Here is a 24,559-nt window from a genome sequence, read left to right as displayed (position 1 = left end):
GAAACGGCGGTTACCGACTGATCAACGAGGCCGCGCCGGCACAGGAAAACAACGCGGCACTGACCTTATTGAACCAGCTCTGGCCGGCGCCGCTGCGCAGGTAGCGCGCCGCGCCATGGGCGCCCAGGCCGTAGGCCAGCTTGCACAGCAGGTCGAGCACCGTCCAGGTCACGATCATGATCAGCAGTTGCGGCAGGAACGGCTGCTGGCTGCCGAGAAACTGCGGCAGGAAGGCGGCGAAAAACAGGATGTCCTTGGGGTTACTGGCCCCCAGCACGAAGGCGCGCCCAAACAGCGCCCGAAAGCGCGGCACGGCTGGCGCCTGCGGCACGTTGGTTGCCTGGGCCGGCAGGCGCGACTGCTGCCAGCTTTGCCAGGCGAGGTAGAACAGGTACAGCGCGCCGACAATTTTCAGCGCGTTGAACAGGTGCTCCGAAGCCAGCAGCAACGCGCCCAGGCCCAGCGCCGAAGCGCTCAGCAGGCAGATTGAAGCAAACACCCCGCCGAGAAACGCCGGGTACGAGCGACGCAGCCCGTAGTTGAGGCTGTTGCTGATCATCAGCAGCGACAATGGGCCGGGAATCAGGATCACGATCAGTGCGGCGCCGCTGAACAGCAGCCAGGTTTCAAGCGTCATTTCATTGCTCCAGTGTTTGGCGACTGCACGTTTTCATAACCATACAAACTTGGCGATAAAGATTGCACACAGCACCCACAGGCTGACGGAAATCTCACGGTACTTGCCGGTACCCGCCTTGAGCGCCACGTACGTAATAAAACCCAGGGCAATCCCGTCGGCAACCGAAAACGTCAGCGGCATCATGATCGCGGTGACGATCGCCGGAATGCTGTCGGTGGCCTCATCCCAATTGATATGGGCCATGCTGCCCATCATCAGCATCGCCACATAAATCAGCGCGCCAGCGGTGGCATAGGCCGGGATCATGCCCGCCAATGGCGCAAAAAACATCGCCGCCACGAACAGGATGCCCACGGTCACCGCCGTCAGCCCGGTGCGCCCACCCGCCGCGACGCCCGCAGCACTTTCCACGTAGCTGGTCACCGGCGGCACACCGACCATGGCGCCGAACACGCTGGACGCGCTGTCGGCCTTCAAGGCGCGGGACAGGTTGTCGATCCTGCCGTCGGCATTCACCAGGCCTGCCCGTTGCGCAACGCCCATCAGTGTACCGGCAGTGTCGAACATGTGTACAAACAGAAAGGCAAATACCACGCTGATCATGCTCACATTGAACACACCCATCACGTCCATTGCCATCCAGGTCGGTGCCAGGCTCGGTGGGGCGGCGAGAATGCCGTTGTAGTGCACGAGGCCCAGGCCCCAGCCGGCCAGGGTCACGGCGATGATGCTGATCAAAATCGCGCCGAACACCCGGTGATAGCTCAGAATGGCGATCAGCAGAAAGCACACCGCCGCCAGCAGCGGCGCCGGCTCATGCAACGAGCCGAGTCGGATCAGGGTGGCCGGGCTGTCGACAATGATGCCGGCGGTTTTCAGGCCGATGACCCCGAGGAACAGGCCAACCCCGGCGCCCATCGCGTGGCGCAGGCTTACCGGAATGCTGTTGAGCAGCCATTCACGAATGCGCGACAGGGTGAGGATCATGAACAGCACGCCGGAGATGAATACCGCGCCGAGTGCGGTTTCCCAGCTGTAGCCCATCGTGCCGACCACGGTGTAGGTAAAGAACGCATTGAGCCCCATGCCGGGCGCCAGGCCCACCGGCCAGTTGGCGTACAGGCCCATCAACAGGCAGCCCAGCGCGGCGGCGATGCAGGTGGCGACGAATGCCGCGCCGTGATCGATGCCGGCGTCCGCCATGATGTTGGGGTTGACGAAGATGATGTAGGCCATGGTGATGAAGGTGGTGAGGCCGGCGAGCAGTTCGGTCTTCACAGTGGTGCCATGCACGCTCAGTTTGAACAGGCGTTCGAGCAAGCCGCTGCGTGGCGCGGCGAGGTCGAGCGTAGAAGCTTCGGGTTTGCGGCTATCCACAGCGAGTACTCCTCAAGCATTTTATTGTTATGTCCAGCGCTGCTCACCTGATTGGGCTGCGGCGCTGTGAGGGAGTGGCGAGTTTGTTGACCATATGGTCAGAAACTAGCACGAAGCGAATTATGCTTTTGTATACAAATAAAGCAAATAGTGTTTTCGATTAACTTGACCAGAGAACGTGCAAGGCTATCGGGCAAGGGCCTGATTGACCGCCAGCCATCCCATCACCGCTGCTTCGCCGGCCTCACTGAATGCGCGCTGCAACAACTTCACCTGTTCGCGGCGCAGCGACTGCTCGAAACGCAGGCCTTCGTCGGTCAGTTGCAACAGGCGCTTACGTTTGTCGGTGTCGCACGCCACGCTGTCCACCATGTGCATTTCCTGCAATTGGCGCAGCGGTATGTTCAGCGCCTGTTTGCTCACGCCCAGCAATTCCAACAGCTCCTTAACGCTCAAGGCCGGGTAACGCGCGATGAAAAACACGATGCGTTGGTGTACCCGGCTCAGGCCCCGGCGCTCGAGCATTTCATCGGCCTTGGCGGTAAAGGCCTGATAGCCGAAGAAGAATGCTTCCATGGCCTGCTGCTGGCTGGTTGAATTTTTAAGGTCAATCATCTTGACGTATCCACGCAAGTCGTCGTAATTTCGGTCAAGCAGTTTGACGTATTTCCCACAGCCTTCGCTACCGGTGACTTTCATGGCCTTCTCTGAACGTGTTTCGCGCTTAAAAAGCTCCCTGATCCGTGAAATCCTCGCGGCGGCCCAGCGCCCGCATGTGATGTCGTTCGCCGGTGGCCTGCCGGCCGAGACCATGCTGCCGGCGCTGAACTGGGATGACATGCCGCTGAATATCGGCCAATACGGCATGAGCGAGGGCGAGCCGCAACTGCGTGAACTGCTCGCCGCGCAGGCGCGCGCCCTCGGTGTACCGTGCGAGGTCAGCCAGGTGCTGGTGGTCAGCGGCTCACAGCAAACCCTGGACCTGGCGGCCAAGCTGTATATCGACAAGGGCACTAAAATCCTGCTGGAAGGCCCGACTTACCTGGCCGCCTTGCAGATATTCCAACTGTTCGGCGCCGATTGCCTCACTGTGCAACTGGAAGCTGACGGTCCCGATCTGGTCAGCTTGCGCGCCAACCTCGAACGCCATCGCCCGGCGTTCATCTACCTGATCCCGACGTTTCAGAATCCCTCCGCGGTGCGCTACAGCGAAGCCAGGCGCGAAGCCGTCGCGGCGCTGCTCGACGAGTTCGGCGTGACCCTGATCGAAGACGAGCCCTATCGCGAACTGACCTTCGATGGCGGCAGTGCCAAGCCCATCGCTGGTCGCCTGAAAAAGGCCAGCTGGATCTACACCGGCACTGTGTCCAAGACCTTGTTGCCGGGCCTGCGTGTGGGCTACCTGATCGCCAGCCCGGACCTGTTCCCGCACCTGCTCAAGCTCAAGCAATCGGCTGACCTGCACACCAACCGCGTCGGCCAATGGCAGGCGATGCAGTGGATCGGTACCGAACAGTATCAGCAGCACTTGGCCGAACTGCGCAGCTTTTACCGCGAGCGTCGCGACGCATTCCAGACTGCATTGACGCGCCACTTCGGTGACCTCGCCGACTGGCAAGTGCCCCAGGGGGGATTATTCTTCTGGCTGACCTTGAAACAACCGCTCGACACCCGCACCTTATTGGCGCCAGCACTGGAGCAGGACGTCGCATTCATGCCCGGAGAGCCGTTCTTTTCCGAGCCGGACCTGCACCTGGGTTCATTGCGCCTCAACTTCAGCCATATCGACCCGGCCCGCCTGGATGAAGGGCTCAAGCGTCTGGCCGCGGTGGTCCGTCAAGCACAGCTCGCGCAAGCGGCATAAGGGGAGCTTCATGTACAAGGTTTATGGCGATTACAAGTCGGGCAACTGCTACAAGGTCAAGTTGATGCTCAACCTGCTGGGCATCCCGTATCAATGGATCGACGTGGATATTCTCAACGGCGATACAGAGACCGTCGAGTTCCTGGCAAAGAACCCCAACGGCAAGATCCCTGTGCTGGAACTCGAAGACGGCACCTGCCTGTGGGAGTCGAACGCGATCCTCAACTTCCTCGCTGACGGCAGCGAGTTCCTGCCGAGCGAGCCGCGCCTGCGTACCCAGGTGCTGCAGTGGCAATTCTTCGAGCAATACAGCCACGAGCCGTATATTGCGGTGGCGCGGTTCATCCAGTTTTACCTGGGGCTGCCCCAGGAGCGTCAGGAGGAATACAAGAAGTTGCACAAAGGCGGCTACAAGGCGCTCAAGGTGATGGAGCGCCAGTTGCAGCTGACGCCGTACCTGGTGGGGGAGCAGTTCTCGATTGCCGATGTGGCGCTGTATGCCTACACCCACGTGGCCCATGAGGGCGGGTTTGACCTGGATGCCTATCCGGGCGTGCAGGCGTGGCTGGCACGGGTGGCCGACCATCCCGGGCATGTGGCGATGCTGGATTGATCCATGCGCTGATTCCCACATTCAGTTCGAACGTTATTCAGATAAGTGCTCATGCAGCAGTTCGAAACAGCGCTGTGCCGCCGGGCTTAACGCGATCCCCGTGCGGCTGATCAACCCGATCTCCCGGTTAACGCCGGGATGATCGATGTCAACGCGCTTCAATCCCTCCAGGCTGTCCGCCGCCGACTCCGGCAGAATACTGATCCCCAATCCCTGGCGCACCAGTGCCAGCACTGTTGACATGTAGTTGGCCTCAATCCCCGCGTTCATCGTCAAGCGTGTCTCATCGAACAGCCTGTCCACTTGCTCGCGCACGCTGCTGTCGCGCCCGGTGAGGACGATCGGGTGCTCGGCTAGTTGTGCCAGCGTCACCCGGCGGTGGCAACTGAGGCTGTGATCCAGCGGCACGAATGCGCACAACCGGTCATTGAACACCGGCATAAAGTCCAGGCCATGACTGAGTTTGGCGCGCACGCCGATACCGAAGTCCACTGCACCGGCGCGGACCTCGGCGTGAATGCGCTGGGCCACCAGGTCATGCAGACGCACCTCGATCCCGGCAAAGCGCTCGCGAAACAGGCGCAGGGCCGGGGGCAGGGTGTCGGCGCACACCGAGGGCAGGGCGGCGAGGGTGACCACGCCGCGACGCAGGGCCGCGAGATCGCGCGAGCCGGTGACGATGTTGTCCAGGTCCAGCAGCAGTTTTTCCATGGGGCCACGGGCGTCGCGGCCGGCGGCGGTGAGGCTCAGATGGCGTGGGCTGCGGTCGAGGAGGGCGACGCACAGCCATTCTTCCAATTGCTGCACCTGCACGGTGAGGGCCGAGGGCGACAGATTCAGTTCGTTGGCGGCTTTAACGAAGCTGCCCAGGCGCGCCACCGCGAGGAAGGCCTGGATATGCTGGACTGAGTTTTTCATTTTGTTTTTCCGAACACACAGGGCTGAATATTCCAATTTACAAAGGCTGGCGTGCTTTTGATACTCCGGGGAAAACAATAACCGGCCACCAAGGCCGCTCTGGAGTAACCCATGCTCGCCACTCTGGGAGTCATCACCATTCTGTGCCTGCTCGCTGCCGTCATGAGCAAACGCCTCTCGCCCCTTGTCGCCCTGATCGCGTTGCCGATCATCGCCGCGCTGCTCGGCGGGTTCGGTCTGCAAACCAGCGCGTTCATCATCACCGGTATCAAGAACGTCGCCCCCGTGGTGGGCATGTTCGTGTTCGCGATTCTGTTCTTCGGGATCATGACCGATGCCGGCATGCTCGACCCCATCATCGACCGCATCCTGCGCACGGTCGGCACGCGTCCTACGCGCATTGTGGTGGGCACCGCGACCCTGGCGCTGCTGGTGCACCTGGATGGCTCCGGCGCCGTGACCTTTTTGGTGACGGTGCCAGCGATGCTGCCGCTGTACACCCGCCTGGGCATCGACAAACGCATCCTGGCCTGCGTGTGCGCCATGGCCGCCGGGGTCAACTTCTTGCCCTGGACCGGCCCGGTGCTGCGCTCTTCGGCGGCGCTGCATGTGCCGGTGGCAGACCTGTTCCAGCCGCTGATCCCGGTGCAGATCGTCGGCCTGATTTTCGTATTCGCCTGCGCGTGGTGGCTGGGCCGGCGTGAAGAAAAGCGCCTGGGCCTGGGCGCCGGTTCCACGGTGGACGCGGTGCCGCAACGGGTGCTCAGCGACGACGACATCAAGCTGCGCCGGCCACGGCTGTTCTGGGTCAACCTGATGCTGACACTCGCGGTGATGGTGGTGATGATCGCCGGCTGGGTCGATCCGGTGGTGATGTTCATGCTCGGCACGGTGTTGGCGCTGTGCATCAACTACCCCAACGTCGATGCCCAGCGCGCGCGCATCGACGCCCACGCCAGGACCGCCCTGACCATGGCCAGTATCCTGCTCGCCGCCGGGGTATTCACCGGCATCATGCAAGGCACCGGCATGCTCAAGGCGATTGCCGAAGTGGCAGTGGCACAGATTCCGGCCGGTCACGGCAAGCTGATCCCGGCGGTGGTGGGTTTTATCTCCATGCCGCTGAGCATGCTGTTTGACCCCGACTCCTATTACTTCGGCGTGATGCCGGTGATCGCCGAAGTCGGCAAGGCCCTGGGCGTCGACCCGCTGCAGGTGGCCCAGGCTTCGCTGCTCGGCGTACACACCACCGGTTTTCCGGTCAGCCCGCTGACCCCCGCGACGTTTCTGCTGGTGGGCCTGTGCAAGATCGAGTTGGCCGATCACCAGCGTTTCACCATTCCGTTTCTGTTTGCCGCGTCGGTGTTGATGACCCTCACCGCGTTGCTCCTGGGAGTTATCTGAGATGAAAACCTTGCGCATTGGCTCCGGCGCCGGTTACTCCGGCGACCGTATCGAACCTGCGGTGGAATTGGCCGAGCAGGGCGACCTGGATTATCTGGTGTTCGAATGCCTGGCCGAACGCACCATCGCCCTGACCCAGCAGGCGCGCATCGGCGACCCTGCTGGCGGTTACGACCCGTTGCTGGCCGAGCGCATGCGCCGGGTATTGCCATTTGTGGGTCGCCTCGCGGGCAAGCGACGCCTGCGGGTGATCACCAACATGGGCGCAGCCAATCCGGTGTCGGCGGCCGCCGAGGTACGGCGCATCGCCAGTGAGTTGGGCCTGAGCTGCAAGGTCGTGGCCGTGGTCGGGGATGATGTGCTGGAGGGGTTGCGCCCCGAGCATGTGCTGGATAACGGCCAGACGCTCGGCTCGCTGGGCGAGCGGCTGATCTCGGCGAATGCCTACCTGGGCGTCGATGGCATTCTTGATGCCCTGCGCGAGGATGCCGATGTGGTGATCACCGGGCGGGTGGCCGACCCTTCGTTGTTTCTCGCACCGCAGATGTTTGAATTCGGCTGGGCGGCGCACGATTGGGAACTGCTGGGGCGCGGCACTCTGGTCGGGCATCTGCTCGAGTGTGCGGGGCAGGTCAGCGGCGGCTACTTCGCCGAGCCCGGTTTGAAGGACGTGGATGATCTGGCGCGCCTGGGCTTTCCGCTGGCCGAGGTCGACGCAGACGGTGCTGCGGTGATCACAAAGGTGGTTGGCTCCGGTGGTCTCGTCAGCCCTGCTACCTGCGCCGAACAGTTGATCTATGAAGTGCATGACCCGGCGGCGTATTTGACCCCGGACGTGACGGCGGACTTTTCCCAGGTGGCCTTTACCCAGGAGGGCATCGACCGCGTGCGCGCCGAGGGGGCGTCGGGGCGGGCGCGGCCGGAGCAGCTGAAAGTCAGCGTCGGTTATCTGGATGGCTGGATCGGCGAGGGGCAAATGTCCTATGGCGGGCCGGGAGCGGTCGCGCGGGCGCAACTGGCGCGGGACATCGTCCTCAAGCGCCTGGCGTTGACGGGCGTACAGATGCAGGAGGTGCGCGCCGAACTGATCGGCATGGACGCGCTGCATGGCCCGCGCAGCAGCGTCGAACCCTGGGAAGTGCGCCTGCGTGTGGCGGCGCGCTGTGATGAGCGCAGCGACGCGGTGCGCGTCGGCAATGAAGTGGAAACCCTTTACACCAATGGCCCGGCCGGCGGCGGGGGCGCAAGCAAAAGCGTACGCCAGGTGGTGGCGGTGGCATCGTTGATGCTGCCCCGTGACAAGGTCAACGCGAGGATCGAAGCATGAAATTGCACACCCTGGCCCACTCCCGTACCGGGGACAAGGGCGACACGTCGAACATCTCGATCATTGCCTACCGCGCGCAGGACTACCCGCTGTTATGTGAACAACTGACCGCCGAACGCGTGGCGCAGTTTTTCGAAGGCTTGCGCGAACCGGGAGCTGCGCCGGTGCGGCGCTATGAACTGCCCAACGTGCAGGCGCTGAACTTCGTGCTGCCGGGGATCCTGCGCGGCGGCGTGACCCGCTCGCTGGCGCTGGATGCCCATGGCAAGTGCCTGGGCTCGGCGTTGTTGGAGCTGACAATATTTGACTGAAGGTGACCAAATCTTCGAACAGTGGCAAGCGGGCATGTTGTGGCGAGCGGGCTTGCCCCGCGTTGGGGTGCGAAGCGCCCCCAATCCAGCAAAACGCGGTGTACCTGATACTGCGCAGCACATTGTTTTGGGCTGCTGCGCAGCACATTGTTTAGAGGCTACTGCGCAGCACATTGTTTAGAGGCTACTGCGCAGCACATTGTTTAGGGGCTGCTGCGCAGCCCAACGCAGGACAAGCCTGCTCGCCACAGGGATATTCGCAGGGCGGTCAGACCGCAGCGAAGCGCTTGTCGAGGTAGTCGATGATCACCTTGGAGTCATACATCCAGGTGGTCTGGCCATTCTCTTCGATGCGCAGGCACGGCACCTTGATCCGGCCGCCTTGCTCCAGCAGGGTCTGGCGGTCGTGTTCATTGTTCTTCGCGTCCTTCAAGGCCACCGGCACATTCAGGCGGTGCAGGGTGCGACGGGTTTTCACACAGAACGGGCAGGCGTGGAACTGGTACAGGGTCAGGTCCCTGGCCGCCGCATTCACCTGGGCCTGTTGCTCGGCGGGACGCTGTTTCTTGCGGGGGCGGGTAAGAAAGTCGCCCGCGATGATGAGTTGGCCCAGGCCCACTCGAAGTGCTTTGACGAACATGGCTGAAACCTCTGGCCCTAAACTTGAGGGGTGGCAGCTTACCTGAATTCTGCAGGCGAAAAAAAACCGGCGATGAACGCCGGTTTTTTTATCGAGGCAGCCGGTTACTTGATCAGGCTGAGAAACTCGCTGCGGGTGGCCGCGTTTTCGCGGAACTCACCGAGCATCACCGAAGTGATCATCGACGAATTCTGTTTCTCCACGCCGCGCATCATCATGCACATGTGTTTGGCTTCGATCACCACGGCCACGCCCAGCGCGCCGGTCACTTCCAGTACCGCGTCGGCGATCTGACGGCTGAGGTTTTCCTGGATCTGCAGGCGGCGCGCGTACATGTCGACAATCCGCGCTACCTTCGACAGGCCCAGCACCTTGCCACTCGGGATATAGGCGACATGTGCCTTGCCGATAAAGGGCAGCAGGTGGTGTTCGCACAACGAATACAGCTCGATGTCCTTGACCAGCACCATCTCGCTGTTGTCGGAGCTGAACAAGGCACCGTTGGTGACTTCTTCGAGTGTCTGTTCATAACCGCGGCAAAGGTACTGCATCGCCTTGGCGGCACGCTTTGGCGTGTCGAGCAGGCCCTCGCGGGAGACGTCCTCGCCGAGCTGGCCGAGAATCTCTGTGTAATTCTGTTCCAGGGACATGAAACTACCTGTTGGATTTTCGCAAAGCGCAAGGTTACGGGGGCGGACACATCGCTGCAAGCCTGACGATGGCACTTGTTACTCGTCGCGGCCTTCCATCATGGTGCGCTTGAGCATCACATACACCGCACCGGCACCGCCGTGGCGGGCCTGACAGGAGGTAAAGCCGAGCACCTGGGTATGCTGGCGCAGCCAGGTGTTGACGTGGCTCTTGATCATCGGCCGCTTGCCGTCCAGGCGCACAGCCTTGCCGTGGGTGACGCGCACGCAGCGGATTTCGAATTTCGTGGCTTCGGCAAGAAAGGCCCACAGGGTTTCCCGTGCTTTTTCCACGGTCATGCCGTGCAGGTCGAGGCTGCCTTCAAAGGGGATCTGGCCGAGCTTGAGCTTGCGCATCTGGCTTTCCTGCACGCCATCGCGGGCCCACATCAGCTCGTCTTCGGGGCCGACATCGATCACGAACTGGTCCGACAGACCATCCACGGTGGTGGCATCGTTGCGCACGGTAGCGGCCTGGCGCAGCTTGGCGATCTGCGCCCGGTCAGCTTTGGGTTTGCCAGTGTCGGCGCGGTCGTGCTTGATCGGCTTGACGCCGCGCAGCTCGTTTTTGAACAGGGAAAAGTCGTCGTCTTGCATGTCAGCCTCCGCGAGGGGCGGGCAGTTTACCTAATCGCGGCGGCCAGGGCGCAGGAAACGCTATCCAGGCGCCATCAGTCGTGCTTTTTCATCAGGTGCGAGGCGATATTCAGTGACGAGGTCTGGCGCATTCTCCGACGGCTGCGGCGCCACAGCCATACGCCGAACCACAGCACCAGCAGGCCGATTACCAGCAGAATCGCCGAGCCACCGGGGCTGGCATTCAGCTCGCCAAGAGCCGGCGAGTGACCAAACAAACCGGCGCCACCAGCGCCGGCCAACAACAGACCACACATCGTCAGCAGCGCGGCAAAGCACGCCACCAGACGCAGACGCCAGTTGCTCGGGCCCTTGGGGCGCAAGCGACGAGCATCAAAACCATCGGATATCTTCATTCCGACCTTTCCTCCAGGGTATCGGCCCTTCGACCGGAAGATACACAGGTTGTTCCGGGTGGAGGGGTAAATGCGCCAAATGAAAGGGCTTTGCGGATGAGTGGGGTTTAAACACACCGCTCACCCGCAGGTCGATCAAATCAGATCTTTGGTCAGCGCGAGGGTCGCAAAGTTGTCGGCCATGATGGCCATTTCGGTCTGCTGCACGTGCTCGGCACTCAGGATACCGCCTTTGCAAGGCAGGTCGCGGGTGGCGCAGGCGTCTTCCACCAGCGTGCAGCGAAAGCCCAGGTTCTTGGCAGCGCGCACGGTGGTGCTGACGCTGGAGTGGCTCATGAAACCGCAGACGATCAGGTCCAGCGAGCCCAGGTCCTGCAGGTGTTTTTCCAGGCCGGTGCCGTGGAAGGCGCTCGGCAACAGCTTGCCGATGATGGTTTCGTCACCCTCAGGCTCAAGGCCCGGGATGAATTCGCCGCGTTCGCCCTGGGGATCAAACAGGCCGCCGACGGTGCCGAGATGACGCACATGCACAATCGGGCGCCCGGCATTGCGCGCCGAGGTCACCAGTTGCCTGATGTTGGCGACGGCCGCATCCATGCCCGAGAGGGCGAGCGGGCCGCTGAGGTATTCCTTCTGGGCGTCGATGATCACGAGGGTCGCATGGGCAAGGTTCGCTGCTGCGTAACCACGACCGCTGAGTTGAAACATCGTCTTTGGAACGGACATTCTGGGGCTCCTGTCAGGGGGGCGTTTGCGACATTGTCCACTGGCAGAGCGGTTCTGTGAATCGCTACCATCGCAAGCTACGCCGTTGCTGGCGTGCAGCCCTGTCAAGAGACTGCCGTGTTTAACCAGAGGGCAGCCATTTGGATGAAATCCGACAGATGGCGAGAGCACTGCACTCATCGTCGGTCCCGGCGAAGGCTGTTAGAATCGCCAGTCGTTTTTTCCAGGAGCTTGCCCCGTGATCACTTCCCGCCTGCGCACCTTGCGCGACCATATCCGTTGGGCTGTCAGCCGTTTCCATGGGGAAGACCTGTTTTTTGGCCATGGCACCGACAACGCCTGGGACGAAGCCCGGCAACTGGTGCTCGGCGCTCTGCATCTGCCCTGGGAAATTGCCGATAGCTATCTGGACTGCAACCTCGAAGAAGAGGAAATCTCCCACGTGCAGCGTTTGCTGCATCGCCGCATCCATGAGCGCGTGCCCACTGCTTACCTGTTGAAGGAAGCCTGGTTCTGCGGTCTGTCGTTTATCGTCGATGAGCGCGTGTTGATCCCGCGTTCACCGATTGGCGAACTTATCGAAAACCGCTTCGAACCCTGGCTGGCCCAGCCGCCTGCGCGCATCCTCGACCTGTGCGCCGGCTCCGGTTGCATCGGCATTGCCTGCGCCTACGAGTTCCAGGAGGCCGAAGTGGTACTGGGTGATGTGTCCTTTGAAGCATTGGAGGTGGCCAACCAGAACATCGAGCGCCATGGCGTGGATCAGCGTGTGTACACCGTGCAGGGCGATGGCTTCGATGGCCTGCCGGGCCAGCGTTTTGACTTGATCGTGTCCAACCCGCCCTACGTGGATGCCGAAGACTTTGCCGATATGCCCGACGAATATCAGCACGAGCCGGAGCTGGGCCTGGCTTGCGGTGACGACGGTTTGAACCTGGTACGGCGCATGCTCGCCGAGGCGGCGGACCACTTGACTGAGAAGGGCTTGCTGATTGTCGAAGTGGGCAACAGCCAGGTGCACGTCGAGGCGCTGTACCCGGAAGTGGATTTTGCCTGGCTGGACTTCCAGCGCGGCGGCCATGGCGTGTTCATGCTCACAGCTGAGCAGTGCCGCGAGCATCAGGCCGTCTTTGCCGCCCGGGTCTAGCTGAGGAAGTGAGGTCAATGTTGGGAGGGAGCAAGCCCCCTCCCACATGTTGATCTCATTGCAATTTATCAGCGGTGCGTGGCAATCCAGATCAACAGTCCCGCCTGAAACACCGTAAACGCCACCAGGCAGGTAATGGTAAAGCGCAATCCGCTGTCCTCGCGCTTGAACTTGGTGACCTTTTCCTCCTCCTTGCGCAGCTTCACTTCCTGCTCCTGCAGGTTCTGCTCGGCCTGTTGCAGCATCTGCGCCGCTTCCAGAATCTGCACGAACTGCACCTTCTCGGTGTTCCAACTGTCCAGCACGTCGCTGACCTTGCCCGGCTGCACATTGCCTTTCAAATGCTGCACATCGGCGTAGGCCACATCGAAACCCTGAATGCGCAGGAAGTGATCACGGCGCAGGCGCGTGGCCTCGTTGAGCGCATCCTTGTTGGCCAGGCTCACGCCGTCGACGCGATAGTGTGACCACTTCCTTTTCGCCCAGGCGGCGGCCTGCGCCACCAGGAAGCGACCAAGGCCACGGTTGACCGGTTCGATCTCCAGGCTGTTGCCCGGGCCGAAGTGCACGCGGTGTGTTTCGTGGTCCACCCACACGTCGAGCTGGTTCTGCTCACGCCGCACGCGCTGGCTTGGCAACTCGATGACCATGCGCAACAGGCTGCGTTGCGCATCATGCCGCTCGGCGTAGCCGAACTGCACAAAGCGCAAGGGCCGTGCTCCGGTGGCACGGTCGATTGCCAGGGGCGCCAGGCGCAGCATCTTGAAATGTTCGGCCTGCACGTCCGCCCACGGCAGGGCCGCTGCCTCGACGGCCTCGGGCGCGTCGGCCGGGGTGTCGGTGGTCGGTTCCGGTGTTGCTTCGGTGATTGTCATGCGGCGCGATCCTGTCCAAGCCGTGCAAGCCAACAGTCTTTTTACTGTCGACCCAGGGCTTATCGGCCGGTTTTGCCAGGACTGGAGGCCAATACCTGCTTAACGGGAGCGCAGTCCGTCGATAAAGCGCACCAGACGCTCGCCCAGCTCGGCGGCCAGCGGCAGTTTCGGGTCGTTGTAGGAGGCCAGTTGTTGCTTCACGTTATTGGGCACGATGCGCATTACGTGGTTCATGCCTTCGATGATGGTCAACTGCGCGTCGGGCTTGGCCTGTTGCAGTTGCCGTGCATCGCCCACACCGACCTGGATATCGTTGGTGCCCTGGATGATCAGTGCCGGCATGCGCAGCCTGGCGAACGCGGCCGATGGGTCGGCGCGAAACAGGCTGATCAGGTAAGGTTGCACGCTGGGCCGGAAGATCCCTTCGAGGGGAGCTGGCACATCGGCATCCACCTGGCCGGCCTTGAGGTGGTCGAGGATTTCATTGCTGCGCAGCAACAGGGCAGGGGGCAGATGGTCGGCCAGTTGCTGGCGAATCACCTGGTCGACCGGGCGCGCGCTGCCGGAGAGCGACACCACCCCGGCCGGATCCAGTTGCGGCGCGGCGAGAGCGGCGACCAGTGCGCCTTCACTGTGCCCCAGCACGATCAGCGGGCCCATGCGGGTGTCCGCCTTGAGCAGTTTGCCCCAGGCCACGGCGTCGGCCACGTAGGCGTCGAGGGTGAGGTTGCGCTCGTCGGGTGTGGCCGCAAGGCTTGCGGCCACGCCGCGCTTGTCGTAGCGCACGCTGGCGATGTTATGCCGCGCAAGCACCCAGGCCAGACGCTTGAGGCTGTCGTTGCGCGCGCCGTCGGCACTGTTGCCGTTACGGTCGGTAGGGCCGGAGCCGGCGATGATCAGCACCACCGGCACCGGTTTTTCCGATTGCGGCAACAGCAGCGAGCCGAACAGCTCGCCGCTGCCGGTGTCGAGGCTGATGGGGCGTTGCAGCACCACCGGGGAGGCGGCATGGGCCAGGCTTGTAAAGAGGGTAAGGGCTAACAGCAGAACTCGAAGCATCATCGCGCCATCATTGGAAGGTGCCGGTTGGACCCGTGTCCACCGCTAAGGTTTCGAGGATGAACTAGTCGGTTAGCCTGCGTATACTGGCCGCCTTAAGTTATTACGGTTGACTTGATTCAACTGATTTCACGGAGCGCCCTGCATGTCCGGCAATACCTTCGGCAAGTTGTTCACTGTCACCACCGCGGGCGAAAGCCATGGCCCGGCGTTGGTCGCCATTGTCGACGGCTGCCCGCCCGGGCTTGAGTTGTCCCTGGACGACCTGCAGCGTGACCTCGACCGCCGCAAGCCCGGCACCAGCCGCCACACCACCCAGCGTCAGGAGCCCGACGAAGTCGAGATCCTCTCCGGCGTCTTCGAAGGCCGCACCACCGGTTGCGCCATCGGCCTGTTGATCCGCAACACCGACCAGAAGTCCAAGGACTATTCGGCGATCAAGGACCTGTTCCGCCCGGCCCATGCCGACTATACCTACCATCACAAATACGGCGAACGCGACTACCGTGGCGGTGGCCGCAGCTCGGCCCGCGAGACTGCGATGCGCGTGGCCGCCGGCGCCATCGCCAAGAAATACCTGGCGAGCCAGGGCATCGTGATCCGTGGCTACATGAGCCAACTGGGGCCCATCGAAATCCCGTTCAAGACCTGGGACAGCATCGAAGACAACGCCTTCTTCTGCCCCGACCCGGACAAGGTGCCGGAACTGGAAGCCTACATGGACCAGTTGCGCCGCGACCAGGACTCGGTCGGCGCGCGCATCACCGTGGTGGCCGAAGGGGTCAAGCCGGGCCTGGGCGAGCCGATCTTCGACCGCCTGGACGCCGAGCTGGCCCATGCGCTGATGAGCATCAATGCAGTGAAGGGCGTGGAAATCGGCGCCGGTTTTGCCTGCGTATCCCAACGCGGCACCGAGCATCGCGACGAGCTGACCCCGCAGGGTTTTCTCAGCAACAACGCAGGCGGTATCCTCGGCGGCATCTCCTCGGGCCAGCCGATCGTGGCGCACCTGGCGCTCAAGGCCACCTCCAGCATCACCACGCCAGGCCGCTCGATCGACGTGCACGGCAATCCAGTGGACATCATCACCAAGGGTCGCCATGACCCCTGCGTGGGCATTCGCGCCACGCCGATTGCCGAAGCGATGATGGCCATCGTGCTGATGGACCATCTGCTGCGCCACCGTGGGCAGAACGCCGATGTACACGTGAACACCCCGGTGCTGGGCCAGCTGTGACGGTCCGCTGTGGCGAGCGAGCTTGCTCGCGTTGGGCCGCGAAGCGGCCCCTGTAACCTATGACTTCAACGCTCCCCTACTGGCGCCTCTCAAGCTTCTACCTGTTCTACTTCGCCCTGCTGGGGGCCACTGCGCCGTTCCTGGCGCTGTACTTCGATCACCTGGGCTTCTCCAGCGCGCGCATTGGCGAGCTGGTGGCCATCCCCATGCTGATGCGCTGCATCGCGCCCAACCTGTGGGGCTGGCTGGGCGACTACACCGGCCGGCGCCTGGCCATCGTGCGCTTTGGCGCGGTGTGCACCCTGGCCAGTTTTGCGCTGATTTTCGTGAGCAAAACCTACGCCTGGCTGGCGCTGGTCATGGCCCTGCATGCGTTCTTCTGGCACGCGGTATTGCCGCAGTTCGAGGTCATCACCCTGGCGCACCTGCGCGAGCAGACCGCACGCTACAGCCAGCTGCGGCTGTGGGGTTCCATCGGCTTTATCCTCACCGTGGTGCTCATGGGCCGCCTGTTCGACTGGCTGAGCCTGGACATTTACCCGGTGGTGGTCGTGGTGATCATGGCCGGGATTATCGTGGCCAGCCTGTGGGTGCCGAACGCGCAACCCGTCGGCCACGACAACCGCTTGGCCGGCGACGGTTTCCTCAAACAGCTGCGCCGCCCCGGCGTGCTGGCGTTTTATGCCTGTGTGGCGCTGATGCAATTGAGCCACGGCCCGTATTACACCTTTCTCACCCTGCACCTCGAACACCTGGGCTACAGCCGTGGCATGATCGGTCTGCTGTGGGCCCTGGGCGTGGTAGCCGAAGTGCTGATGTTCTTGGCGATGAGCCGCATCCTCATGCGCTTTTCCCTGCGCCGGGTGCTGCTGGCCAGTTTCCTGCTGGCGGCGCTGCGCTGGCTGCTGCTGGGCAGCTTTGCCGAATTTTTCTGGGTGCTGCTGTTGTCGCAAGTGATGCACGCCGCGACCTTCGGCAGCTTTCACGCCGCAGCGATTGCTTTTGTGCAACGCAGCTTCGGCGATAAACAGCAGGGTCAGGGCCAGGCGCTATACGCCGCCCTGGTCGGCACCGGTGGCGCCCTCGGCGCCCTCTATTCGGGCTACAGCTGGAACCTGCTGGGCCCGACCCTCACATTCGGCATCGCCAGCGCCGCCGCCCTGGCCGCCGCCGTTATCATCGGCCTTCGCTTGCACGAGCAGAATCAAGGAACCGTCCCATGAGCCATGTCGCCGTCTACGCCCTAGCCACACTGGATACCCCGAACAAAGTCCTTACCCACGCCGAAGACATTGCGTCGACCCTGGCCGACCACGGTGTGCGGTTCGAGCGCTGGCAGCCTGGTCCGCTGGAGAAGGGCGCCAGCGAGGCGGAAATGATTGCCGCGTGCCAGCCGCAGATCGACGCCCTGGGCTACGGCGCGGTCGAGGTATTCAGCGTCGGCAGCGATCAGCCGCACAAGCAAGAGTTGCGCGCCAGGCACCTGAAGGCGCGACGCTACAGCGAGGAGCATGCGCGTTTGTTCATCGCAGGGCAGGGGTTGTACACCTTGCAAGTGGGTGACTACCTGTATGCGGTGCGCTGTGAAAAAAACGACCTGCTGGTGATTCCGGCCGGCTTGTCACACGGGTTCGACATAGGTGAGAACCCCTGCTGCGTGACGTTGTGCCTGTCCAACAGTGTGCAGGGGCTGACGCCCGAGTTCACGGTGGGCGCGGTGACTGCAGGCTTACCGGGACTGGATGACTGATGGTCCGTACGCGCTGACAGGGCGAGGTAGTGCAATAGCCAGGTAAATGTTCAACCCCAAAGAGTTGGAGTTTTTTGTGGGAAGAGCCGTATTTACGTGTAGGTGACGGCTATTTATGTCGCGACCAAGCGTACGGCTGCGTGGGTTATGTAACGCTCTCAAGCTTCGGTGCTTATCCCGGCTGTCAATAGGAGGAATCCGAAGGTCGGTATGGGCATCCGCCAAGCGCTTAGCAAGAAGGAGAGCGGCATGAGTGGCCCACAGGAGTTGTATCCACCAGCGACCGGGCTGTGCGACACGCCCATGGCGGCGCGTAAGCGCTTGAGTCTGTCCGGCAAACCCCTGACGCCCACGGAACTGGAAATCCTGCGCTGGGCCTCGGAGGGCAAGACCGTCTGGGAAATCAGCAAGATTCGCGCGACCTCCCAGGCGGCGGTCAAATTTCATCTGCGCAATATCTACGGCAAGCTTCAGGTGAGCAATCGCGTGCAGGCAGTCAATGAGGCGGTGCGCCAACGGCTGTATTGAACGCATGAAAAAGGGCCGCGACGTTCAACGACGTCGCGGCCCTTCTCTTAAAAAGCCGTTGCTTAAGCCGAATGGTAGGTCGGCAGGGCAAAGCGGTTCTGGCTTTGCAGCATCGAAATCTGCGGCAGATCACTGGCTTGCTCAGCCAGGTCGCGGCGGATGGCACTGATTACCCAGGTCAACTGGTCGGCAGTGTGCAACTGCTGATAGGAGATCGAGCGCTTGACCTGTTTGCCTTCGCCGTTGCGCAGGGTCAACAGGATGCCGCCGTCCGGACGGGGCTGAGTGGTGACGTCGTATTGGGAAAATACTGAAGCGAATTTATCTTGGATCAGGCTCATGTCTATCAGCTCCGTTGGCTCAAGTTGGCAAGCATGGAGTGATAGGTGCAGTGATTGTGCCAGCTAATGGCTATTTAAAATATTGTTATAAATCAATGGCTTGAACTTATACGGAATTTTCGGTTTCGTGCAAATTGCATGAAGGGCCATCGTGCACCCCTGCATTTTGCGCTGTCTGGTCAGCGGCGGCTGCAAGGTCCCTAAGCTAAAAGACTCGAAACATACGGTTAAATTCCCTTCTGTCGTTGCTGCCGGTCTGAACAGGTGATTGATTGTGGCTATGACGACTTTTGACAAAAAAGCCATGACAGGCGGGAACTCCCTCGCAACACTGGCGCCTATTCAGTACTGATCAAGGAGCCTCACATGTCAGACCAACCCAAACAGATGACCGACGACGAAGCTGCCGAATTTGCCGAGCAGGTCTTCGATGTTGCCCGCAAAGGCGACGCCGCCATGCTCGCCGCGCTGCTGGCCAAGGGGTTGCCCGCCAACTTCCGCAATCACAATGGCGACACCTTGCTGATGCTCGCGGCCTATCACGGCCACGCCGAAGCGGTAAAGGTGCTGCTCGAATTCAAGGCCGACCCGCTGATTGCCAACGACAAGAACCAACTGCCGATTGCCGGCGCGGCGTTCAAGGGCCATATGGCCGTGGTCAAGGCGCTCATAGAAGGTGGCACCCCGCTGGAGGCCGCATCCACCGATGGCCGTACCGCATTGATGATGGCGGCGATGTTCAACCGTATCGAAATGCTCGACTACCTGCTGGAACAGGGCGCCAACCCCAAGGCGACCGATGCACAGGGCGCCACGGCGCTGGCGGCGGCGCAGACCATGGGCGCGGTGGATGCGGCGGCGAAGTTGCAGAAACTGGTGTAGGCTTTGCGCCCTCCAAAACCCGCCCGCAACAGGATTGCCCCATGAAAACCGCCCTCGTCGAACTCATCAGCCACATCAGCGCCGGCGTCATGGGCGAGGACGAGGTGGCGCGCATCGCCGATGAAGCCGCCCAGGCGTATGCCGACCCGGCGGCGTTTTTGGCGGCGAACCCGGACATCAACTATGACGACAGCTTCCCAATCCCCTTGGGCGAGTGGGTGGTGGTCGGCAGCCTGCCGGACACCGTGCTGTTCCAGGCCGACAGTTATGCTGACCTGTTCGCGCAGATCGTTGCCTCGTTCGGCCCAGGCGTGGCGTTTAATCTCAAGCCCAAGCAACTGGTCAAGGCCGACGACCTCACGGCGCTCAATCGCATTCAGATCCAGATGAGCGCGTTGAGTGCCGAAGACGGCGGCTATGTGCTGGTGAATTTCAGCCAGTTGCTGGATGACGCCATTCAGGTGGTGCTGGTGCATGGCAATCACCTGCCGCGCGTCTTGCAACGCTGCGCGGAGGTCGGCATCCAGGCTGAACCGGCCCTGGAAGCCCTGCGTGTGGCCGTACATGTCTGAATTAAAACGGAACGATGGCCGGCAGCGCCTATCCTAAACAGGCATGACCTCACTTAAGGAGCGACACCATGGGTTCTACCTTTAATGGCCTGATTGGCCTGATCATCCTGGCGTTGGATATCTGGGCGATCATCAACGTGTTCAAAAGTGGTGCGAGTACCGGCGCCAAAGTGTTGTGGATCCTGTTGATTCTGCTGCTGCCTGTGCTTGGCCTGATCATCTGGGCAATCGCCGGGCCACGGGGCAACGTGCGGATCTGACACCCCTCTATAGCTGGAGTGGGCACGGTAAGTGTGGGAGGGGTTTGCTCCCGAGAGCGGTGTTTCAGCCAGTCAATCTGGTACTGAAATACCACTATCGGGAGCAAGCCCCCTCCCACATTTGCATTACGGTGCCAGGGGAGATTTGTGTGTCGAAATATTCGCTGCACAGAATTTTCACATTTCATCCAAGAGAATTCGCTGGCTGTATCCTCTGGCCACGGGCCTGCCCTGGGCGCTTTTAAAGGCGTGGCAGCGTTACTCGTTCAGTAATTAATAGCCTTGCCGGCACTGATCGGGCACCATTCGCGCCACTGCAATGCTTCGTCACTTAACTTCCAATGGGTCCTGAAAACGACATGGCAAACCCGGACGCCCTGAGTCAGCAGCGAGCTTCGAATCGCCTGCTGCAACCGACCGTCAAATCCCATCTGGCTTATACGCTGCTCTGTGCACTGGTCATGATGGTGATGTTCTCCCTGCTGCGCCTGGCGCTGCTGGTCTACAACCGCGAGATGATCCTCGACACGCCGGCTGCGACCTTCCTCGAAGCGTTCGCCAATGGTCTGCGTCTGGATCTGCGCCTGGTGGTGTACCTGCTGATCCCGTTGTTGCTGGCGCTGTTCAGCGTGCGAGCCATGGCGGCGCGCGGGTTCTTCCGTTTCTGGCTCACCATTGCCTCGAGCATCGCGCTGTTCCTGGGCCTGATGGAAATGGACTTCTACCGCGAGTTCCACCAGCGTCTCAATGGCCTGGTGTTCCAGTACGTAAAGGAAGACCCCAAGACCGTAGTGAGCATGCTCTGGTACGGTTTTCCGGTGGTGCGCTACCTGCTGACCTGGGCCGTGGGCACGCTGATCCTGAGTATGGCGTTCAAGGGCGCCGACCGCGCCACCCGTCCGCGCGGCCCGTTCAGCGGCGGTAGTATCGGCACCCGCCAGGTGGCGCCGTGGTACAGCCGCATCGCCGTGTTTGTGGTGTGCCTGCTGATCGCCGTGGTCGCCGCCCGTGGCACCCTGCGCCAGGGCCCGCCGCTGCGCTGGGGTGACGTGTACACCACCGATTCCAACTTCGCCAACCAGCTGGGCCTCAACGGTACGCTGTCGTTGATCGGCGCCGCCAAGGCACGTTTCTCCGAGCACCGCGACAACGTGTGGAAAGCCACCCTGGAACAGCCGCTGGCCACCCAAACCGTGCGCGACATGCTGGTACTGCCTAGCGAAAAACTGGTGGATACCGACACCGCCGCCGTGCGCCGCGACTACACGCCACCGGCCGAGAAGACCCTGCCGATCAAGAACGTCGTAGTGATCCTGATGGAAAGCTTCGCCGGTCACTCGGTGGGCGCATTGGGCCGTCCGGGCAACATCACGCCTTATTTCGACAAACTGTCCAAGGAAGGCCTGCTGTTCGACCGTTTCTTCTCCAACGGCACCCACACCCACCAGGGTATGTTTGCCACCATGGCCTGCTTCCCGAACCTGCCGGGCTTCGAATACCTGATGCAGACCCCGGAAGGCAGCCACAAGCTGTCGGGCCTGCCACAGTTGCTCAGCGCGCGTGACTTCAACGATGTGTATGTCTACAACGGCGATTTCGCCTGGGACAACCAGTCGGGCTTCTTCAGCAACCAGGGCATGACCAACTTCATCGGGCGCAATGACTTCGTCGACCCGGTGTTCTCCGACCCGACGTGGGGCGTGTCCGACCAGGACATGTTCAACCGTGGCCTTGAAGAGCTCAAAGCCCGCGAAGGTGGCAAGCCGTTCTACGCGCTGCTGCAAACCCTGTCCAACCACACGCCGTACGCGTTGCCCAACCCCTTGCCGGTGGACAAAGTCACCGGCCGTGGCAGCCTCGACGAGCATTTGACGGCGATGCGCTACTCCGACTGGGCCCTGGGCCAGTTCTTTGAAAAGGCGCGCAAGGAGCCTTACTTCAAGGAAACCCTGTTCGTGATCGTCGGTGACCACGGGTTTGGCAATGAGCAGCAGATCACCGAAATGGACCTGGGCCGCTTCAACGTGCCGATGCTGATGATTGCACCGGGCATGCAGGAAAAATTCGGCGAGCGTGACCACACCGTGGGCACCCAGATCGATATCGTGCCGACCATCATGGGCCGCCTCGGTGGCGATACCCTGCACCAGTGCTGGGGCCGCGACCTGCTGAACCTGCCCGAAGGCGACAAGGGCTTCGGCGTGATCAAGCCTTCGGGCAGCGACCAGACCGTGGCCTTGCTCACCGGCGACCGCGTTCTGGTATTGCCTAAAGAGATGCCGCCGAAGTTGTGGCAATACGAACTGGGCGCCAACCCGACCGGTAAAGTGATCGCTGAATCGCCGGACGAAGCCGTATTGAAGCAGAAACTTGAATCGTTCCTGCAAACGGCCACCAAGAGCCTGTTGGATAACACCGCCGGCGTGGTGGACGGCAAGCCCGACTAATTCACGGGCAATAAAAAAGAGGCCTTTAAAAGGCCTCTTTTTTTGTCCGGCTTTTAGATGCGGCCGAGCAACAACAGCACCACCAGTACTACCAGAACAACGCCCAGGATACCCGACGGGCCGTAACCCCAGTTACGCGAGTGCGGGAACACCGGCAGACCGCCGACCAGCAGCAGAATCAGGATAATGATCAGAATGAGGCTCATGGTTTTATTTCCTTATAGGCCTTCAGCGAGACCGGTTATTTAACAATAGGCCCGCACCGTTAATTGCGTACGCCTTAACAACTCGGACTAGAGGGTGCGATAAAAAATTCAGTATTTTTTTAAAGTATTTCGATTAGTTGCTTATTTCTTTTTCACTCAACAAAAAACCTTCCCCTTAGTTGAAAAAATGGCCTCTGACGATAGATCGTCAGCCGACCGGGCCGAAGGTTTGCCTGGGGCATTCATCACCCTGATGGTGCGTGGTTGGCGCAAAATCCTTCGCTACACTGCCGCTCACTTCTTCCGTGAACCACAAGGCAGCTTTCCTATGCAAAATCGCATGATGATCACTGGCGCCGGGTCCGGCCTGGGTCGTGAAATCGCTCTGCGCTGGGCCCGTGAGGGGTGGCAGCTAGCCTTGTCGGACGTCAGCGAGCCGGGCCTGCAGGACACCTTGAAAAGGGTACGCGAGGCGGGCGGTGACGGCTTCACCCAGCGCTGCGACGTGCGTGATTACAGCCAGCTCACCGCCCTGGCCCAGGCGTGCGAGGTCAAGCTAGGTGGCATTGATGTAATCGTCAACAATGCCGGCGTGGCCTCGGGTGGCTTCTTCGCCGAGCTGTCCCTGGAAGACTGGGACTGGCAGATCGCGATCAACCTGATGGGTGTGGTCAAGGGCTGCAAGGCGTTCCTGCCGCTGCTGGAAAAGAGCAAGGGTCGCATCATCAATATCGCGTCGATGGCCGCCTTGATGCAGGGGCCGGCGATGAGCAACTACAACGTGGCGAAGGCCGGCGTGGTGGCGCTGTCGGAAAGCCTGCTGGTGGAACTCAAGCAGCAGGAAGTGGGGGTGCACGTGGTGTGCCCTTCGTTTTTTCAGACCAACTTGCTGGATTCGTTCCGCGGGCCGACCCCGGCGATGAAAGCGCAGGTAGGCAAGTTGCTCGAAAGCTCACCGATTTCGGCGGCGGACATCGCTGACTACATCTACCAGCGCGTGGCCGCAGGCGAGTTCATGATTCTGCCCCACGAGCAAGGGCGCATGGCCTGGACATTGAAGCAGAAAAATCCCCAGTTGCTGTATGACGAAATGACCACGATGGCCGACAAAATGCGCGCCAAGGCGCAGGCCGTTAAAGGCTGATTTGGGCGTGGTCTGTCAGGCAAATTACCCAGCGGTGTGGGTGAGGTCTGATTTGATCGCGCGCCATTGTCGCAACATCCCCCAAGCGCGCATGGTCGAGGTCCTGTCATTCGAAAAGGACAACCGACATGCTGGTATTAAGCCGCGCAGTGGGCGAAATCATTGCCATCGGCGATGACATCGCTCTGCACATTCTTGAACTCAATGGAGGCCAGGTGAAGTTTGGCGTCGCGGCGCCGGCGGACGTCAACATCCATCGCGCCGAGGTCTACCAGAAAATCCAGCGTAGCCAGGACGCCAACACCCATCCAGTGCCGGTGCCCAATCCCTGATTGCAGGGTTTCAGTCAAACAGATGCTTGGGCACGTCGTGCTTGAGCATCAACTGGCATTGCTCGCTGTCAGGGTCGAACACGATCAGCGCCTGGCCTTTGGTCAGCGCCTGGCGCACGCGCAATACGCGGGTTTCCAGGGGTGTGTCGTCACCGTTGTCGGTACCGTCGCGGGTCACGAAATCTTCGATGAGGCGGGTCAGGGTGTCGACTTCAAGTGCATCGTAGGGAATCAGCATACAAGCCTCAGGTAGCGGGTCCCGGCGATGCTACTGTGCC

General features: G+C 61.4%; 30 protein-coding genes. 16 read left to right on the top strand and 14 right to left on the bottom strand.

Going from position 1 to position 24,559, the window contains the following annotated elements:
• Positions 1 to 10: 10 nt before the first annotated feature.
• The 3 genes from VRB54_RS16210 to VRB54_RS16200 form a co-directional block, all read right to left on the bottom strand.
• Positions 11 to 637, bottom strand: coding sequence for a LysE family translocator (locus tag VRB54_RS16210; protein ID WP_338477986.1), 627 nt, complete (start codon positions 635 to 637; stop codon positions 11 to 13).
• 33 nt (positions 638 to 670) lie between these two features.
• Positions 671 to 2,017 (bottom strand): NCS2 family permease, encoded by a 1,347-nt coding sequence (locus VRB54_RS16205; protein ID WP_338477984.1) that lies wholly within the window; start codon positions 2,015 to 2,017, stop codon positions 671 to 673.
• Between the two features lie 186 nt (positions 2,018 to 2,203).
• Positions 2,204 to 2,632 (bottom strand): MarR family winged helix-turn-helix transcriptional regulator, encoded by a 429-nt coding sequence (locus VRB54_RS16200; RefSeq protein ID WP_338477983.1) that lies wholly within the window; start codon positions 2,630 to 2,632, stop codon positions 2,204 to 2,206.
• An 82-nt stretch (positions 2,633 to 2,714) separates the two neighbouring features.
• Here VRB54_RS16200 and VRB54_RS16195 point away from each other — a divergent pair, with 82 nt between their 5' ends.
• Entirely contained in the window at positions 2,715 to 3,881 is a 1,167-nt protein-coding gene (locus tag VRB54_RS16195) for a PLP-dependent aminotransferase family protein (protein WP_338477982.1), read from the top strand.
• Between the two features lie 10 nt (positions 3,882 to 3,891).
• Entirely contained in the window at positions 3,892 to 4,494 is a 603-nt protein-coding gene (locus tag VRB54_RS16190; RefSeq protein ID WP_338477981.1) for a glutathione S-transferase family protein, read from the top strand.
• A gap of 33 nt (positions 4,495 to 4,527) precedes the next feature.
• On the opposite strand, the gene VRB54_RS16185 is transcribed toward VRB54_RS16190, so the two are convergent.
• Positions 4,528 to 5,412, bottom strand: coding sequence for a LysR family transcriptional regulator (locus VRB54_RS16185; RefSeq protein WP_338477980.1), 885 nt, complete (start codon positions 5,410 to 5,412; stop codon positions 4,528 to 4,530).
• 111 nt (positions 5,413 to 5,523) lie between these two features.
• On the opposite strand from VRB54_RS16185, the gene VRB54_RS16180 reads away from it, so the two are divergent.
• From VRB54_RS16180 to VRB54_RS16170, 3 genes are read left to right on the top strand one after another with little or no spacing between them, the layout of a single operon-like run.
• Positions 5,524 to 6,816, top strand: a complete 1,293-nt coding sequence (locus VRB54_RS16180) for a CitMHS family transporter (protein ID WP_209983346.1) — start codon at positions 5,524 to 5,526, stop codon at positions 6,814 to 6,816.
• Between the two features lies 1 nt (position 6,817).
• A complete protein-coding gene (locus tag VRB54_RS16175) occupies positions 6,818 to 8,143 on the top strand; it encodes an acyclic terpene utilization AtuA family protein (protein ID WP_338477979.1) in 1,326 nt (441 codons plus the stop codon).
• Positions 8,140 to 8,454, top strand: coding sequence for an AtuA-related protein (locus VRB54_RS16170; RefSeq protein ID WP_338477978.1), 315 nt, complete (start codon positions 8,140 to 8,142; stop codon positions 8,452 to 8,454). The genes VRB54_RS16175 and VRB54_RS16170 overlap by 4 nt, the downstream gene beginning before the upstream one ends.
• Positions 8,455 to 8,722: 268 nt before the next feature.
• Here the strand turns inward: VRB54_RS16170 and VRB54_RS16165 are convergent, their stop codons facing one another.
• The 5 genes from VRB54_RS16165 to VRB54_RS16145 form a co-directional block, all read right to left on the bottom strand.
• Positions 8,723 to 9,094, bottom strand: a complete 372-nt coding sequence (locus VRB54_RS16165; RefSeq protein ID WP_338477977.1) for a glutathione S-transferase N-terminal domain-containing protein — start codon at positions 9,092 to 9,094, stop codon at positions 8,723 to 8,725.
• A 104-nt stretch (positions 9,095 to 9,198) separates the two neighbouring features.
• Positions 9,199 to 9,744: a GTP cyclohydrolase I FolE gene (gene folE / locus VRB54_RS16160; RefSeq protein ID WP_003192797.1), complete on the bottom strand. Its 546-nt coding sequence runs from the start codon at positions 9,742 to 9,744 to the stop codon at positions 9,199 to 9,201.
• 78 nt (positions 9,745 to 9,822) lie between these two features.
• A complete protein-coding gene (locus VRB54_RS16155; RefSeq protein WP_338477976.1) occupies positions 9,823 to 10,380 on the bottom strand; it encodes a Smr/MutS family protein in 558 nt (185 codons plus the stop codon).
• 74 nt (positions 10,381 to 10,454) lie between these two features.
• The gene (locus VRB54_RS16150; protein ID WP_338477975.1) at positions 10,455 to 10,775 is read right to left on the bottom strand and encodes a hypothetical protein; all 321 of its coding nucleotides are present in this window, start codon (positions 10,773 to 10,775) and stop codon (positions 10,455 to 10,457) included.
• Positions 10,776 to 10,910: 135 nt separating this feature from the next.
• Positions 10,911 to 11,501, bottom strand: coding sequence for a cysteine hydrolase family protein (locus tag VRB54_RS16145; protein ID WP_209983337.1), 591 nt, complete (start codon positions 11,499 to 11,501; stop codon positions 10,911 to 10,913).
• A gap of 238 nt (positions 11,502 to 11,739) precedes the next feature.
• Between VRB54_RS16145 and prmB the strand changes: the two genes are divergently transcribed.
• The gene (gene prmB / locus VRB54_RS16140; protein WP_338477974.1) at positions 11,740 to 12,648 is read left to right on the top strand and encodes a 50S ribosomal protein L3 N(5)-glutamine methyltransferase; all 909 of its coding nucleotides are present in this window, start codon (positions 11,740 to 11,742) and stop codon (positions 12,646 to 12,648) included.
• A 68-nt stretch (positions 12,649 to 12,716) separates the two neighbouring features.
• Here prmB and VRB54_RS16135 read toward each other — a convergent pair whose 3' ends face one another.
• Both VRB54_RS16135 and VRB54_RS16130 read right to left on the bottom strand, forming a co-directional pair.
• Complete coding sequence (locus VRB54_RS16135; RefSeq protein ID WP_338477973.1) at positions 12,717 to 13,523, bottom strand: hypothetical protein; 807 nt, start codon at positions 13,521 to 13,523, stop codon at positions 12,717 to 12,719.
• Positions 13,524 to 13,622: 99 nt separating this feature from the next.
• The gene (locus VRB54_RS16130) at positions 13,623 to 14,585 is read right to left on the bottom strand and encodes an alpha/beta hydrolase (protein ID WP_338477972.1); all 963 of its coding nucleotides are present in this window, start codon (positions 14,583 to 14,585) and stop codon (positions 13,623 to 13,625) included.
• A 142-nt stretch (positions 14,586 to 14,727) separates the two neighbouring features.
• On the opposite strand from VRB54_RS16130, the gene aroC reads away from it, so the two are divergent.
• The 4 genes from aroC to VRB54_RS16110 all read left to right on the top strand — a co-directional run bounded on the left by aroC (position 14,728) and on the right by VRB54_RS16110 (position 18,097).
• Complete coding sequence (gene aroC / locus VRB54_RS16125; protein ID WP_338477971.1) at positions 14,728 to 15,819, top strand: chorismate synthase; 1,092 nt, start codon at positions 14,728 to 14,730, stop codon at positions 15,817 to 15,819.
• Between the two features lie 59 nt (positions 15,820 to 15,878).
• Positions 15,879 to 17,042, top strand: coding sequence for an MFS transporter (locus VRB54_RS16120; RefSeq protein ID WP_338477970.1), 1,164 nt, complete (start codon positions 15,879 to 15,881; stop codon positions 17,040 to 17,042).
• Complete coding sequence (locus VRB54_RS16115) at positions 17,039 to 17,569, top strand: acireductone dioxygenase (protein WP_338477969.1); 531 nt, start codon at positions 17,039 to 17,041, stop codon at positions 17,567 to 17,569. Before VRB54_RS16120 ends, VRB54_RS16115 begins: the two co-directional genes overlap by 4 nt.
• A 249-nt stretch (positions 17,570 to 17,818) precedes the next feature.
• Complete coding sequence (locus VRB54_RS16110; protein ID WP_338477968.1) at positions 17,819 to 18,097, top strand: helix-turn-helix transcriptional regulator; 279 nt, start codon at positions 17,819 to 17,821, stop codon at positions 18,095 to 18,097.
• A 62-nt stretch (positions 18,098 to 18,159) separates the two neighbouring features.
• Here the strand turns inward: VRB54_RS16110 and VRB54_RS16105 are convergent, their stop codons facing one another.
• Positions 18,160 to 18,438 carry a DUF3509 domain-containing protein gene (locus VRB54_RS16105; protein WP_003236719.1) on the bottom strand — a complete coding sequence of 93 codons (279 nt, stop codon included), beginning with the start codon at positions 18,436 to 18,438 and terminating at the stop codon, positions 18,160 to 18,162.
• Between the two features lie 366 nt (positions 18,439 to 18,804).
• On the opposite strand from VRB54_RS16105, the gene VRB54_RS16100 reads away from it, so the two are divergent.
• The 4 genes from VRB54_RS16100 (at position 18,805) to VRB54_RS16085 (ending at position 22,599) form a co-directional block, all read left to right on the top strand.
• The gene (locus VRB54_RS16100; protein ID WP_338477967.1) at positions 18,805 to 19,320 is read left to right on the top strand and encodes an ankyrin repeat domain-containing protein; all 516 of its coding nucleotides are present in this window, start codon (positions 18,805 to 18,807) and stop codon (positions 19,318 to 19,320) included.
• Between the two features lie 41 nt (positions 19,321 to 19,361).
• Complete coding sequence (locus VRB54_RS16095) at positions 19,362 to 19,892, top strand: hypothetical protein (RefSeq protein WP_338477966.1); 531 nt, start codon at positions 19,362 to 19,364, stop codon at positions 19,890 to 19,892.
• Between the two features lie 68 nt (positions 19,893 to 19,960).
• A complete protein-coding gene (locus VRB54_RS16090; RefSeq protein ID WP_003172956.1) occupies positions 19,961 to 20,152 on the top strand; it encodes a PLDc N-terminal domain-containing protein in 192 nt (63 codons plus the stop codon).
• Positions 20,153 to 20,511: 359 nt separating this feature from the next.
• Positions 20,512 to 22,599 carry an LTA synthase family protein gene (locus VRB54_RS16085; RefSeq protein WP_338477965.1) on the top strand — a complete coding sequence of 696 codons (2,088 nt, stop codon included), beginning with the start codon at positions 20,512 to 20,514 and terminating at the stop codon, positions 22,597 to 22,599.
• A gap of 53 nt (positions 22,600 to 22,652) precedes the next feature.
• Here VRB54_RS16085 and VRB54_RS16080 read toward each other — a convergent pair whose 3' ends face one another.
• Complete coding sequence (locus tag VRB54_RS16080) at positions 22,653 to 22,805, bottom strand: DUF3309 family protein (protein WP_003236711.1); 153 nt, start codon at positions 22,803 to 22,805, stop codon at positions 22,653 to 22,655.
• 328 nt (positions 22,806 to 23,133) lie between these two features.
• On the opposite strand from VRB54_RS16080, the gene VRB54_RS16075 reads away from it, so the two are divergent.
• Positions 23,134 to 23,949 carry an SDR family oxidoreductase gene (locus VRB54_RS16075; protein ID WP_338477964.1) on the top strand — a complete coding sequence of 272 codons (816 nt, stop codon included), beginning with the start codon at positions 23,134 to 23,136 and terminating at the stop codon, positions 23,947 to 23,949.
• Positions 23,950 to 24,077: 128 nt separating this feature from the next.
• Entirely contained in the window at positions 24,078 to 24,281 is a 204-nt protein-coding gene (gene csrA / locus VRB54_RS16070) for a carbon storage regulator CsrA (RefSeq protein ID WP_338477963.1), read from the top strand.
• 10 nt (positions 24,282 to 24,291) lie between these two features.
• Here csrA and VRB54_RS16065 read toward each other — a convergent pair whose 3' ends face one another.
• A complete protein-coding gene (locus VRB54_RS16065; RefSeq protein ID WP_003236706.1) occupies positions 24,292 to 24,519 on the bottom strand; it encodes a YheU family protein in 228 nt (75 codons plus the stop codon).
• Positions 24,520 to 24,559: the final 40 nt, after the last annotated feature.

This window comes from Pseudomonas trivialis, from assembly GCF_036864995.1.
Classification (GTDB): domain Bacteria; phylum Pseudomonadota; class Gammaproteobacteria; order Pseudomonadales; family Pseudomonadaceae; genus Aquipseudomonas; species Aquipseudomonas trivialis.
This window is presented reverse-complemented; position numbering and strand designations above follow the sequence as displayed.